The sequence below is a fragment of the Chryseobacterium sp. 2P genome (assembly GCF_059579425.1).
Map to the genome: position 1 here is coordinate 1,590,837 of NZ_CM184194.1, position 14,318 is coordinate 1,605,154.

Genomic DNA, 14,318 nt, shown 5'->3' on the forward strand with positions numbered 1-14,318 from the left:
ATTAATGTAAAAATAGATCTTCATATAATTTGGTTAGGAAGCGCGCTGCAAAATTTTTGCAGCCGCTTTTTATTTGAAAATAATACCTCTTATAATATTGAGAAATTTTTATGAAAGAAATAGGAGAGAGCCTAAGAATTAAGAAAAAGGATATAATAAAATCCGTGTCAAACAACTCTGGTTTATAGGATTAAACTACTCAGGAAAGGCTCGGATAGTTTGGTTTAAATTTTTAAAATAAACCGTATTTAATCTCATAATTCATTTTTAGTTTTTAGTAAACGGAATATTATTATAAAATCCGATCTGGATCTGTCCGCGGTTTCTGTTTTCCTGAATCTGGTTCATGTATCCCGCTTCAATTCTCATATTTTTATTAATGACATATCCCAAAGCTCCGTAAACTCTGTTTCTGTCGAAAACCGGACTGTCGAGATGTAGAAAAATTTCATTGTAAGCCGATGCGTAGAATGTTTTGGGCAGCATTTCCTTGTTATTGATCGGAATATTAAATCCTAAAAAATAACGGAACCTCATCCTGAAATCTTCTTCCAGAAAACGTTCTTCCAGACGATAACGATGCTGAATGTTAAAACGTCCGAATTTCTGTTTTGTAATATATTGCTGGAAAATCCGGTGCTCTATATTTTCTGTTTTCTCTCCTTTCACGTAAGGCTGACTTAGAATAAAACCGTAACCCAACAAAACATTGTTATTGTTTTCTGAGAGATCGTAGCCAATTCCGGTGCGGATTAACAGTTGCTCCAAATCTCCTATTCCGTCAAAATTTCTGTACTGGATTTCGTTGTGAAAGTTCAGTTTTTTGCTGATTTTGTTATTCCCGAAATACATATACCAGGCTCCCAAATCGCTTTTCTGAGCCTGTGAAAAAATTGCTCCCAATGTAAAAATTCCTAAAACAGCTTTTTTTAAAATATTCCTCATGTAGTTTTATTACTATTATCTATCGTTTTTAACAAATTTAATATTTTAAATCAATAATAACAAACTGCATATTGTAAGCCGCTTATATTTTATTTGAACACAAAAGGCTTTTATTTAAGATGGAATAAGCGTCAATAGTTTATAATGAGCCTGTAAAAGTTGTGCTGCTTACGAACAGGACAAAAAAAACTGACAGAATTTGTCAGTTTTAAAATACATTAAATATTAAGGATGTTGCTTCATTTTTGCAGGATCGTCATAATTTACCATCCAGTTGATCCCAAATTGATCGGCAAACATTCCGAAATAGGCTCCCCAAAATGTATCGGACATCGGCATCGTTACATTTCCGCCTTCAGAAAGTCCAGCGAATAATTTGTCCGCTTCTTCTCTGGATTCTGCATTAATGGAAATTGAAAAGTTGTTTCCCATCACCAGATGAGCGGCATGATCGCAGCCTGCATCACTTCCCATTAAAATCGTTTCTTTAGAAATCGGAAGCGAAACGTGCATGATTTTGTCTCTGTCTTCTTCTTTCGTTTCCTGACCTTCCATCGGAGGCATTTCCCCGAATGTTCCGATGTAAGGAAATTCTCCGCCGAAAACAGATTTGTAAAAATCAAATGCTTGTCTGCAATTTCCGTTAAAAGTTAAGTAAACATTTACTGTTGCCATAGATGTGTCTTTTTTTATAGTTTAGTTTTAATTTTTAACTTGTCTAAGCTTTAGTTTTTTAAGTTTAATAGTTAAATGGAAAAAAGAGTACGTAAGTTAAAAAATCAAAGATTTTTTCTCTTTGCAGACTTTTGAAATACTTTAAATTCGATAAAGTCTTTTGTCTCTTTTGCGGTTAAATTTAAAATGAGTTTAAACAAACTTATTAAATAATAATTCCGTTTGAACTTTTTATCACATAAGAGTTTAAAATGATTTTTAAACCTGATAAAAAGAACATTTTAGTTATTAAGAAACCTTTGATTCTGCTCTTTTGTGATAGTATTAAAAAGAATAAAACCTTATCTGTGCTGATCGATCAGGATCATATTTCCGTCGGGATCTTTCAGGTAAATATGTTCAGGACCGGAAGTGTTTTCATCGGCTTCCTTCTGTAATTCCAAACCCTGTTCTTTTAATTTTTTCTGTATTTCCCGAACATCATCGAAAGATTCAAGATTCTGTGCATTCTGATCCCAACCCGGATTGAAAGTAAGCATATTCCCATCGAACATTGCCTGAAAAAGACCAATGATATGATCTCCGTTTTTCATGATAAGATAGTTGTGATCGAGATTTCCAGCCATCTGGCTGAATCCTAATTTTTCGTAAAAATCCTTAGACTTCTGAAGATCTTTTACACTGAGACTGATTGAAAAAGCGCCTAAATTCATGCTTGTTTATTGTTTAATGCCAATTTATATCCTGCCAAAACCAATCCCCATACTGCAATTCCCAAAACCCAGAACCAGAAAGGAGTCGGAAGCATTACCATATTGTAAATGGTAAAAAAAGTAAAAATAACTCCACAGATGATTGCTGATGTCGGTTTTCCGTTGTTGGCAACTTTGGTGGAAATAAATCCCGCGAGCAAAGCTCCCAAAGCGTAACCGAGAATCACGATAAATTTCCCCATAAAAGGCAAATTTTCCACATACGCTCTGAATCCTTCAATATCATCCGGTCTTAAACCTGAAGGAAACGGATACAGCGCATGACCGAGTCTTTCCATCAGCCAGACTCCAATGGATCCGGAGATCATTCCTGCGATTACCGCTAAAATTCTTCTTAACATAGTGATTACTGATTGTTCATTTTTGTTTTGAGATCAAGCGTTCCGTCATAGCTTTTCCAGTCGCCAATGAGTTCAATATACTGGGATTCCACTTTTTCAGTGTCTTTATTCCATTTAAAAGTATAAATAAATTTTCCTTTTAAAATGCCGGAATGCTTTCCTTTGTTTTCTTCTGCCAGTTCATATTCTCCGAAAACGGTTCCTCTTTTTTTAGCATCCTTATATTTGGTAATGATGAATTTGCCTTCGAATTTAGCATAAGTTTTATCAACGAGAGTATATCCCGAAACAAAATATTCCTGATCGTTTTTCTTGTTCTGCTCAGAAATATTGATTTTCAGTTTGATTTCCTGATTCTTATTTCCGATGGTTCCTGTGTACGCTTTGCTGTTATTGAGCCAGACATTGGAAATATCGGGCATCTGTGCAAAGATAAAATTGGAAAGAAGTACAAAAAGTAATAAAAGTTTTTTCATATTGTTTTTAGTTTTTTTAAACTCCGAATTGTGCCAGATGGTGATTCAGATGTTTTGCAAACATATTGTTCCATTCCTGTGCTTTCAGTTTCCCGAAAGAAAAAGATTCTTTACCGTCAAAAGCAGAAGCTCCCAATTGCTGTGTTTTCTGGATAAAACCGATGAGTCTTTTTTTCTCTTCTTCAAAGTTTTTATGATCCGAAATAATAAACTGAGGCGCAGTGGTCCGTTCTGCGGATATGCTTTTTCACCGACAACTTTAGATTTTACAAAAGATTTAAGGATGAATTTTGCAATAGCTCCCGGCTTTTTATGCTTTTCCGGTTCGTAAACCATTTCGTAAGACACATTACAATGCGCCAACATCTGATCTACAGACATTTTCCCCCACAAGCCTTTGGTTTCCGGCGTAAGATTATTAATCCTATCAATGTAATTTTGAGCAGCTTTTGCATCAAAAACGTTTTCCATAGTTTAATTGTTAAAAAACAAATATATCAGTTTTTTTTCATCCTTTTTTTATCATTTAATAAAAAGAATGCAATCCATTATAAATCATATTATTAATCGAATAAAATTTAATCTTAGGATAAGGAGTTGTGATCAGAGTTTTCTTTCTAATTTAAAAATTAAGAGTGATATTCAGAATTGGTGATAATAAATGTTTAGAGAAACCGTTAACCAGAGTAAAACTATAATTTTGAAAAATTCTGTTGCTTTTTTATTGCTTTTCATTTGTTCTTTTTACAATGCACAGGAAATGGAATTATGCAAATGTGATCTTTTAAAAAAATCCGAAGACAGCATCAGCGATTTTTATGCAAAACATGAGTTTAAGGCGATTTCCAAAAAAGAAGCATTGAAGACTAAGTATGATTACATTTCAGTTCAATATTTAAAAAAATATTCAAAATCGCAGGATATTGTCGATTCTTTGGAGCTTAAAATCAGTAATGAGATAAGCAAAATCGTTCCTGATACAGCTTATGTTTCTTATAAAATTCGGGACTCTATTGAAAGGCTTGAATATTCAAAAAAATTTGGAGACATCCCAAAACCTGTAATTATCAAGACAGGTAAACTCCATGATGCTATAGCTATATTATATCATACCCGTAATTTTTATCATCCCAAATATTATCTTAGAATTTCTTATGATGAAGGGAAAAGCTGGAAAAACTATTATACAGGTTTGGAGAAAAATGCTAATTATTTATTCAAAACAAATTCTAAGTATCCATTATGGAAAGATAAAAACAACATACAGATTGAAGCAGATATTGTGAGAATGATTAAAGAGCCTTTGTTTCCATCAAATCCCATTCCGACGTACGAAACCATTAAAAACAATGCTTTAATAACTTTAAATTTAAAGGAAATTATTAAAGATTCTGATGGCATTAACGATCTTGAAGAAAAATTTGTCTATTTTACCAATCCTTTATCAGCTGACACAGATAAAGATGGCACTATGGATTTTGACGACGAAAATCCCCGATATAAAAATCTTAACAACGATTTTACAAGACTTGCAGAGATATTAAGATTCGGAGATTATCCATTGCTGACAAATAATTCTACAGTACAAATGGATGAATTTACCACCGATTTAAAAACGGTACATGAGGATATACAAACTCAGGTAGAAAAGCAGAAATCTGAATTTAAACCACGAGAAAGAAGTTTTTTGGATTTATTAGAATTTATAGTTATCGTTACAGATGATGAAAACATCAGAAGAATGGATACATACGGAGAGAAAACCATATTTCTGACTTCTAAGGAGTATTCTAATTATTTAAAATATAATTATGGTATTAATTATTGTAATTACAGTAAAATTTTCAAATGTGATGATCAAAAAGATACTTATATTTTAACTTTTGATGGCTTAATAATTGGTGAAACCTATATTTTTATCAAAATTCCTGAAGGCTGGATTGTGAGAATCGGACATAGATGGCAAGCCTAAACAAAAATTCCCCGCAAATAGCAGGGAATTCATATTTAAATTAAGTTAATTTATCTCTGAACAGCTTTCTTCATCGCATCGGGACGAAGAATTCTGTATCGTACTTCCATATCTTTCGGAACATAGAAAACCAATGGTAATTTGCTGTTGTATCTTACGGTTTCCGGCTGAATATACACAAACTGTTTTGTCATTTTTTTATCCGGACAAGCCATTAGAGTTCCGGCAGTTTCTCCTTTCGATTCTACTTCATAATAATTGTACCCCCATCCCTGAAGATCCTGTGTATTCACTTTCCCGATTAAAAAATGTCTGTTACAGTCGAGCATTTTTTCTGCTCCTACAAAAAATTCCACTTTAAGGTCATTTTCATTCTTAGCAACCGGAAGCTGTACATACACCTGCTTAAAACCTTCTTTTGCTTTTGGGAACATTTCAATCTGCAATTTTTCAAACTTTTCTGTTTTCTTTTGCGCGAATGCATTCACTGCTGCAAACATCATTAATCCCGAAATAAGTGTTTTTGAAAATTTCATAAATTTTGTATTTATTTTTTATAAATTCTTTAAAGACAAAAACTGTTCCAAATTAAACATTTGTTTAAATTAATTTACAAACAACAATGAAAAAAATCAATCATTTTTCTGAGAAATAAGTCCGGAAACGGTTAGTGTTCTGCTTATGCCTTACAGTGTTCTTTTAAATAACAGATGATGCCTATTGTATTAAATTTAAAAGTTGTTTAAACTCATTTCATAATTAACTCAAATATAAAAATCTTACCTATTCTATTATTCTTGTATAGTTTTATTGTTATTTATAAAGTCGGAGAATCTTCTGAAGGCTGATGATCGTTTTCTAAAAAGGAAAGAATATCTGAGTTCGGAGGCAGATTATATTTTTTTCTGAATCTGTTTTTCCTTATTTCGACAGTACTTACATTTACATGAGTATAAGTTGCAATATCTTTATTGGAAAAATTTAATTTAAGAAAAGCACACAGTTTAAAATCATTCTTATTGATTTCAGGAAAAGTCTTTTCAATGGTATTGCTGAATTTCGGATAAGCGTCTTTAAACCTTACTAAAAATGAAGGATCATTGTTTTGAGCCAGCTCCAGCACTTCTTTGGAAATATCGTTAATTCTGTCCTGAAGTTGAGAAATCTGTTCTTCCTTTTCTGTAATATACTGGCTGGTTTCTTCTTTTTGTTTTCTTTCGGTATGATACTTTTTAAATATCCTCCCTGCAAAAAACAATATCACTACAAAGGCTGAGAAAAACAGGATTAATATGTAGTAAAACTGATTTTTTTTCTTTCTGTTGTTATCTTCCAATAAGTATTCGTAAGTTCCGTTGATGTCTCCTTTCTCTTTTTTGCTCAACGCATACGCAAGATCTTTCGCTTTTTTCGTGTAATATAACGAAGTTTTACTTTCACCGAGATTTTCGTAAATTGAAGATAAATCTTCATAGATATATTGCTGCTGATAATCCTGCTTAAGATTTAAAAATAAAGGCAACGCTTTATTGTAATAATACAGGGCGCTATCATTTTTGTTCACATTTTTAAAAGCTTCTGCAATTCCCATTAAACCAAACGCAATATCATTGGGATTTTTTGCCTTAAGAGAAAGCGAATAGGCTTTTCTTGAATAATATAGTGCCGAGTCCGGTTTGCCCACCGCCGAATAGGAACTGCCCAGATTATACGCCTGTGTAGCAGTAACCGTAATTCTCCTGTAGACATTTTTAATTTTTTCGCAGGAAAGAAAGCTTTTAAGATCGTATTTTAAAATAATTTCCGGCCTGGAGCCTCTCATTTCTTCAATTTCTGCGTGTCTTTTATAAACATCTCCCATGGCATAATAAAAGTCGTCTCCCTTCAGATTTTTCGATAAGGATTCTGCTGTTTTTAAAGAGCTGTCTGCTTCTTTGAAGAATCCTAAATATGCATACGCTGATGCTTTGGTTCCCCATGCAAATACCTGAAAAAGATAATTGTTTTCCTCCGATGCAATCTTTTCAAGCTGATTGGCATATTCAATGGCTTTTTTATTATTTCCTGTGTATATATTGATGTTCACCACACTGTACAAAGCCCGAATTTTACCATAACCGTATCCCATTTCATCCGATAGCCTGTAGGCTTCAGATGCATCTTTTACTGCCTTTTTTATGTTAGATTTGCTGTATGTTGCCGAAATAATACTGTCGATCTGCTTTTTTGAATATGCCTGAGTCTTTATTTGGGAGAATACTAATTGAGATAATAAAATTAATAGCCATTTAAAGTTCTGCATTATTTTTTTAATAAAAATAAGAAAATTTAGATATTTTTTTAATTAATCATTAGAATAACTTGTTGAGAAATTGATGGGTATCATCTCATGATTGATTAATAAATATTTTTTTCCATTTGGTAATGGTATTTCTGCTCATTTTAAAATGACTGGCAAGCTGGGTATTGTTGAGGTTATTGATCTTTTGATATTGCAGAATTTCGAATATTGTTTTTCGGTCATAAGAACGGTGCTTATGATTAAAATCTTCATTGCTGTTCCCAAATATAAGATCATTCAGCTTCATAATGTCTACAAAAGACAGATGCTTTTGGGAAAGTATCTGTACACATTTTTCCTTTTTTTCGGGATATTTTTCTGACAACAGATCATTGTAAATTCTTTTATAATTTGGTTTTTTTAATTCTTTCATACCAATAATAATATCTTTCTACTGTAAAACTTACCTTTTCATTTTCAAAATACACATACAGAACTTTCTTCATTATTTTTTTTCTTTCCACATAAATCCACAGGTCTTCTTCAGAATATTCTGAATCTCTTTCTCCAAGAATATGAATGATTTCCTGTTTGCTTTTTCCCTTCAGCTCTTGCCGGTTTGTATTTTCTGTATTTTTATTTCTCATTGCTTTATAGTGATGGAGGATCGTTTTTTTTAATGAGACTTTTCTCGTGTTTATAAATCCATTTATATAATGTAGTCTTAGGAATGTTATAATGTTCTATAACTTCATTTTTAGACATTTTTCCCTTGTTGATCTTTTCCAGAATAAATTCAATAATTTCTTTAGTATAGATATTTTTCCGGAACTGTGGTAAGGAAGACTTTTTGGCAGTGACTTTATTATAATTTACGTTTCTCTGAGGAGCGTATAATATAAGATGCTGCGTGTAAATCCTGAAAAAATCATATTCCAGTAATTTAGACCATTTCAGCAGATCCTCACAATAGAGATCTCTCCTTTCAAAATGTTCCTGTATTTCTTCTTCACTGCATTTAAAGAATTTCGCAATTCTCGCCATATCCAGATCACTTTCTTCCACTCTTTCTTTTAAAAGTGATCCCATGTGAATTTTTTTTAACTTCATAATAAGCTGATTTTTTTATTCCCGTTGTATGAATGAAAATGAAATACAGTAAATTTTTGTCCGGAGTATCATATTTTTTTTAAGAATTCTTTATTTCCAGTAATTCCATTTCAGACCATCAAATACCGCTAAAGATTTGCTTACCGTATCATAACACATTGTTCCGACATGGGGTGACTTTACATTAATATGCGGATTGCTTATTTTAGGCAGAATCATAGCCTTATCAGATGATTCCAGTACCAAAACTCCTTTTGCATTACTGAAAGGCGCACCTATTGTTATTCCCTGTCCCAATTCTGATCCGCTGTTTGAAGTTGCTCCGGCAGCATTCCCGGAATCAGAAAGGTTTTTCCACGCACCATTTTCAAACATTTTCAATTTTAAATCACTTTTATCAAAAATAAAAGTCCCGTTATTATTGGATGTTAAACCCGTTGGAGCGCTGTTTACGGCAGGTAATATAATCGCTCGTGTATTGGAAGCAGAATCTTCAAAATCCAGTAAAGTACTGCTTCCGTTTACATTGGTTTTTGCAACAGCGATCTGCGCATGGGATATACTGAATATCCAAAAAAAGAAGAATAATATATATGCTTTATTTTTCATTATTTCTAAATTTAATTGTTGTTTTTAATTATTGCAACTTCTTACAATACAGTTCCATACAGTGCCGTTATATAACTTCACGCAATTGGCTGCAATATCATAAATAATCATTCCTTCCTTAGGATTAACGATGGCGTTTTCATTGGCTACTCTTGTAATAACAAAGCCTTTGTCTTTAGACTCCAATGCTATAAAACCGTTGGAAACCGCATCGGGAAAATCGGAAGATTTTGTAAGATATGTTGAGATCCCTATCAGCGAATATGAATAGTCCGGTGTCCCGATTGCCGCAGGCTGTGTACAATAGGAAGGACAAGTAATTATCTGTACCGGAACACTTACCGTAGGACTGTAACATCCTCCTGCAGCATCATAAAACGCAGCATAATACGTTCCGGAAACAGAAACTGCGTCAGGACTGGCTATTTTGTTGGAATCCGTAGCCGGAGTTCCCGTATGCCACGTTACCGGAAGATTACCACTTTGTACCAATGCCGTAAGATTAACAGTAACAGCAGGACAAATGTTGGATATCACAGTACAGCCGTTAATACTTACAGTAACGGGAGAAGAAGTGGTACTGTAGCATCCGTTTGCCGCATCATAAAATGCTGCATAATAAATTCCTCCCTGATTTACGGCATCCGGTGTTGTCACTTTATTGGCATCCGTAGCTGTGGAACCGGTGTGCCAGGTTAAGGTAACATCCGCATTCTGATTGCCCGCTGTAATTGTTGTTAAATTTACCACAGCTGCAGGACAGGTATTGCTTATACTATAAGTACTTAATGCCGGACTCGGATCGTCACTTGCCAGACATGGGATCGTTATCGTTGCGGGACAGTTAAAAGAAGGAGAAACGACACCGCCGTTGTTCGTATTACCGAAAGTGTTGCCTCCGCCATTTATGTAATTTGTATTTACCGGAGCTGTAGTTCTGGGAAAATATTCATGACTTAAATAACTATTAATACCGGATAACTGTAATTGATTATTAGTCAGCGTTAAAGTCCCGTGAGTTCCAAATTGGCTTCCACTGTATAACGCGATATCTGCCGCAGTATTTCCGTTGCCTGCCGGAAAACAAGCCGGTCCGGATGTTGTATTACCTCCAACATTATTACCATAGAACAGGCATCCCGTAATGGTGCTTGCAGCACTTGTAGTACCTCCTGAGTTCACCATGAATATTGCACCACCTAAACTGCCGTTTGTATAATTGCTGACAAACTTACTGTTGCTGATGTTGGTAAGACCAGAATTTGGATAAGTATAAATAGCACCTCCTCCCTGAATATTGGCATTGCTTACATCAAGAGTATACGGAGAACCGTTGTTGTAGAAAACACAATTATTTACTGTAAGAGTATTTCCCACTCCGCTGCCGCCGCCGTATGCACCTCCGCCATAAGCTTTATTTCCATAGAAATTACAATCGTTAAGGGTAACATAGCCGTTTGAGTTTAATATGGCACCTCCAAAACCAACGCTGGTAACTGTATTATTACTGAATGTACATCCTGTAAAATTAGCTGTAGCAAAATAACTGCTATAGCCAATCTGTATGGCACCACCTCCCCATTGTGAGGTATTGCCGCAAAAACTGCTGTTGGTAGCCGTAAAATCTCCCATTGTTGTAATTCCGCCTCCACTGCCTACAGATGAAGTATTGGAACATCCAACCACAGAACTGTTATTAAACGAAATGGAAGTTGTATTGGTATTGGCATAAATTGCAGAAGCAAAACTCCCGGTACTCAGATTTTTCAGTAAACAGTTATTAAATACTGCTTTACTACCGGCTACTGTGGTAAGAAAATCGAAGGCAATAGCACACATGTCGTGTACATAAAGATCTGTAAAATTGATGGTTCCTCCGCCACCTGCCGAAAAGCCATTATTGCCCGTTACATAGACCCACGCACACGTTGTGGAACTTGCCGTTATATCAAGACCTTTTATTTCGGCAGATTCTGTACCCGCCATATTGGTTTGCCCGAATAACTGATAGGCTGTGCCTCCTGTAATCGTAATACGCGTCGTATTAATTACCGGATTATATCCCGAAAGATCATTACCGGTAGCCGTTGCAGGAAAACCTCCCTGTATAAGCACACCCGGACTTACCCTGATAACCGGTGCTGAAGATCCTCCCAAATAGGTGTAACCCGTATTTGCTTTTATATAGACTTTAGTATTCGCCGGAATAGTACCTGAAGAAAGGCTTCCGAAATAAGAGCTAAAAGACTTGGCATTATTCCAGTTGACACCGGTTCCGGCACCTCTGTTGGCGATGTCCAGAAAAACCTGTGCAGCTAAATCCTGTGAAAAAATAAAGAATACTAGGAATACAGAAAGTCCGGATATTCTTTTGTATATATTGAATAAATTACTTTTCATAACGTTGAAATTTGTAAATAATGAATCTTTGGATCTTAATTTAAAATGGGGGCAAAAGATCCTGCCACACAATACGTAATCTTTGAAGGACAACTGAAAGTAGGTGCATTCAGCCCTCCGGAAATATTACTAAACACATTCCCCGTACCAAAAGTGTAGTTATTAGCTGTTGCCGTAAAAAATGCGTACGAGCGATAAGAGTTGGCAGCAGACAGCTGCATTCTGCTGTTGGCAATGCTGTATTTGCCGCTACCCGCTGAACCTGCATAAATACCGATGTCACAACCTGCGGTAACAGTAGAGGTTCCTAATTTATTATTTATAAAAGTCACATTACTAAGAGCAATACTGGTATCAATGCTTCCCCCGAAAATATTGCTCAGGAAAATAGCGCCTCCGTAACTTGTAGAAGGAACCGCATTACTGTCAAATACACAATTACTGATATTGATGGTTTTCAGCAGTGATTGTCCTGTAAAAAGGATAGCTCCTCCGCCCTGATTTCCTCCTCCTGACGGTGAAGAACCGGTAGTAATGCTATTGTTGTAAAAATTACAGTTGGTAATAGAAGTCGTAAGATAACCTGCATCCAAAGACAATGCTCCGCCTCCTGAACAGCAGCTCGTTTCCGAATTACTGTAAAAATTACAGCCACTCATGGTAAGAGTATTTATACCGCTTCCTGTAGGTCCCGGATTCAGACAAAATGCTCCTCCCGTGTAAGCTCCTGATGTATTGTTACTGAAAGTACAGTTGGTAACGGTCCAGTTACCCGCCGAAACTCCTGTGCCCGCTCCATTTCCCAAAGCACCTCCCGCACCGCTGGGTGTACTGTTCCCACAAAATGAACTGTTGGTAATAGTGGTTGTATCTGCAACACTTGCCACAGCACCGCCTCCGCCTTGTTGACCGGTGTTACTTTTATTATTGGTAAATGTACAACCATTAACAGTAAGTGTAGTTCCTGTTCCTCCCAAAATATCAATGGCTGCTCCGTCATTTGCTGCGCCATTGTCGTGGAAATAGCAGTTGGTAAAAGTATAGTTTCCATCGTCCTGTGTCCAGAATGGCTGCCATCCCTGTCCATTCGTAAAATTTCCAAAATGGAAAAATTCACAATCCATTACCTGAAGGTCAATCGTAATGAGTGAACCCAAAGTCCCGTAATAAATTACATGAGAAAAGCCTCCCGCGGTTACATTTCCTTCTCCTTCAAAACGGATTCCCTTTATCAGCATACTGTTGACGGAACCTGTAGCATTCAGGAATTCGTAAGGCGTGGAGGTTCCGGCTCCCGAGAACTTAATATTGGTCTGATTCGCCAATGGATTGTAACCTGTAAGGTCCGTTCCTGTAGCCGTTGCAGGAAAACCACCTATTAATCTGAATCCCGTTGCTGCAGATATTGCATTAACAGCGCTGTAATTGTACGTTCCGGCTTTTAAGTAGATCGTAGTATTGGCAGAAACGGTAGTAGCAGATAATGTTTGCAGAAAGGTAACTCCTTTTGGACTATTCCAGCTTGTTCCGGTATTCGAATTATTTCCTGTTGTGGAAACATAAATTTCAGCGGCTGAAATCTGATCAAAAGAAAGAATGAAAATCACTGATAAAAAAATTCCGTACATTTTTTTCAGAATTTTTTTGTGCTTAAAAAAAATTAGGTTCATCATTTTGTTTGTTATTTATCATCATTTTTATCTCGTTCATAAAACTTAAAAAGTAAGCAGAGAACATTTGAATGTAGTTCCTATACCAATTTGCTCATTAGTGAACAGATGAAGTATAAATCCATTAACTGTTGATAATTAAAATACATCAGAAATGGCTTTGTGAAAAATTTTGTGGAATGTATTTTTTGATGAAGCAAAACTACTTCGTGATCCATTTGTAATCCAAATTTCGTTACCCTACATTTACTTAACAAATAATTAAAGTATTGTTATTCAGATATTTAATTTAATAAACTAAATAATTAATGTAGTTATTACAGTGAAAATGAATTTTAAAATTTTCATTAAAAACTGAATAATATTTAAGAAAATCGTCAAAAAAACAACAGAGCAGTGAATGTAAACTTAAATGATGGCATTATAAAATTTACTTTATTTCTTGAAGATCAAAATCACAAAAGACCAAGATTATTAAATAGAAATTTGAGCTTACCTATAAGCTGTAAATTAATTGATTCTTTTTCAGCCTGAAACGTAAATAAAGAAATTTAATTCATAAAAGGCATATTTATTGTAAAGTATGAAGGACACCAAATAAAAAATTTAATATGAACAACGAAAAAAATGTAGCAGTATTAAACGATTTACTGAACATTACCAATGACAGAATTGAAGGATTTTCAAAAGTAGAAGACAAAGTATGGGATATCCATTCTGCATTGAGAAGTGACTACGACAATATGGTTTCTCAGTCTCAGATTATGAAAAATGATCTGATAAGATATATCAATGAACACGGAGGAGAAGCAGACAACACCACAAGTACGGCAGGAGCTTTCCACAGAGCGTGGATAGATGTGAAAAATGCATTTTCAGCAGATAAAGATGAATCTACTTTAGAAAATGTTGTTTTCGGAGAAAAAGCAGCCATCGATGCTTATCAGGATGCACTAGACAGTGGAGATCTTTCTCCTGAATGTTCCACACTGGTATCGGATCAGCTTCATCACCTGAAATCTTCCTATTCCAAATTTGAAAATCTTGAAGAAAGAAATTAGTACAT

The 14,318-nt window shown here is 35.0% G+C and carries 15 protein-coding genes and 1 pseudogene; 2 read left to right on the forward strand and 14 right to left on the reverse strand.

The window, feature by feature from the left end:
- Positions 1-267: 267 nt before the first annotated feature.
- From AC52CF_RS07250 to AC52CF_RS07275, 6 genes and pseudogenes are all read right to left on the reverse strand, one after another.
- Positions 268-945 (reverse strand): DUF2490 domain-containing protein, encoded by a 678-nt coding sequence (locus AC52CF_RS07250; protein WP_214590210.1) that lies wholly within the window; start codon positions 943-945, stop codon positions 268-270.
- A gap of 225 nt (positions 946-1,170) precedes the next feature.
- On the reverse strand, positions 1,171-1,620 hold the full coding sequence (locus tag AC52CF_RS07255) for a VOC family protein (protein ID WP_214590209.1): 450 nt from the start codon (positions 1,618-1,620) through the stop codon (positions 1,171-1,173).
- Between the two features lie 341 nt (positions 1,621-1,961).
- Positions 1,962-2,333, reverse strand: coding sequence for a VOC family protein (locus AC52CF_RS07260; RefSeq protein WP_214590208.1), 372 nt, complete (start codon positions 2,331-2,333; stop codon positions 1,962-1,964).
- Positions 2,330-2,734: a hypothetical protein gene (locus AC52CF_RS07265; protein ID WP_214590207.1), complete on the reverse strand. Its 405-nt coding sequence runs from the start codon at positions 2,732-2,734 to the stop codon at positions 2,330-2,332. Before AC52CF_RS07265 ends, AC52CF_RS07260 begins: the two co-directional genes overlap by 4 nt.
- Before the next feature lie 5 nt (positions 2,735-2,739).
- A complete protein-coding gene (locus AC52CF_RS07270; RefSeq protein ID WP_214590206.1) occupies positions 2,740-3,210 on the reverse strand; it encodes a hypothetical protein in 471 nt (156 codons plus the stop codon).
- A gap of 16 nt (positions 3,211-3,226) precedes the next feature.
- Positions 3,227-3,681, reverse strand: a pseudogene (locus tag AC52CF_RS07275) (DUF1569 domain-containing protein).
- A gap of 289 nt (positions 3,682-3,970) precedes the next feature.
- On the opposite strand from AC52CF_RS07275, the gene AC52CF_RS07280 reads away from it, so the two are divergent.
- Entirely contained in the window at positions 3,971-5,182 is a 1,212-nt protein-coding gene (locus tag AC52CF_RS07280) for a hypothetical protein (RefSeq protein ID WP_496517996.1), read from the forward strand.
- 50 nt (positions 5,183-5,232) lie between these two features.
- Here AC52CF_RS07280 and eco read toward each other — a convergent pair whose 3' ends face one another.
- The 8 genes from eco to AC52CF_RS07320 form a co-directional block, all read right to left on the reverse strand.
- Positions 5,233-5,718 (reverse strand): serine protease inhibitor ecotin, encoded by a 486-nt coding sequence (eco, locus tag AC52CF_RS07285; RefSeq protein ID WP_214590203.1) that lies wholly within the window; start codon positions 5,716-5,718, stop codon positions 5,233-5,235.
- Between the two features lie 281 nt (positions 5,719-5,999).
- On the reverse strand, positions 6,000-7,484 hold the full coding sequence (locus AC52CF_RS07290; RefSeq protein WP_496517997.1) for a tetratricopeptide repeat protein: 1,485 nt from the start codon (positions 7,482-7,484) through the stop codon (positions 6,000-6,002).
- 85 nt (positions 7,485-7,569) lie between these two features.
- Positions 7,570-7,896: a helix-turn-helix domain-containing protein gene (locus AC52CF_RS07295; RefSeq protein ID WP_496517998.1), complete on the reverse strand. Its 327-nt coding sequence runs from the start codon at positions 7,894-7,896 to the stop codon at positions 7,570-7,572.
- Positions 7,868-8,110: a hypothetical protein gene (locus AC52CF_RS07300; protein WP_496517999.1), complete on the reverse strand. Its 243-nt coding sequence runs from the start codon at positions 8,108-8,110 to the stop codon at positions 7,868-7,870. The genes AC52CF_RS07295 and AC52CF_RS07300 overlap by 29 nt, the downstream gene beginning before the upstream one ends.
- Before the next feature lie 4 nt (positions 8,111-8,114).
- Positions 8,115-8,552: a transposase gene (locus AC52CF_RS07305; RefSeq protein WP_250902166.1), complete on the reverse strand. Its 438-nt coding sequence runs from the start codon at positions 8,550-8,552 to the stop codon at positions 8,115-8,117.
- Positions 8,553-8,663: 111 nt separating this feature from the next.
- Positions 8,664-9,182 (reverse strand): phage tail-like protein, encoded by a 519-nt coding sequence (locus AC52CF_RS07310; RefSeq protein WP_496518000.1) that lies wholly within the window; start codon positions 9,180-9,182, stop codon positions 8,664-8,666.
- A gap of 24 nt (positions 9,183-9,206) precedes the next feature.
- Positions 9,207-11,582, reverse strand: a complete 2,376-nt coding sequence (locus AC52CF_RS07315) for a phage tail-like protein (RefSeq protein ID WP_496518001.1) — start codon at positions 11,580-11,582, stop codon at positions 9,207-9,209.
- Between the two features lie 35 nt (positions 11,583-11,617).
- Positions 11,618-13,210 (reverse strand): hypothetical protein, encoded by a 1,593-nt coding sequence (locus tag AC52CF_RS07320; RefSeq protein WP_496518002.1) that lies wholly within the window; start codon positions 13,208-13,210, stop codon positions 11,618-11,620.
- A 653-nt stretch (positions 13,211-13,863) separates the two neighbouring features.
- Between AC52CF_RS07320 and AC52CF_RS07325 the strand changes: the two genes are divergently transcribed.
- On the forward strand, positions 13,864-14,313 hold the full coding sequence (locus AC52CF_RS07325) for a PA2169 family four-helix-bundle protein (protein WP_496518003.1): 450 nt from the start codon (positions 13,864-13,866) through the stop codon (positions 14,311-14,313).
- Positions 14,314-14,318 lie beyond the last annotated feature (5 nt).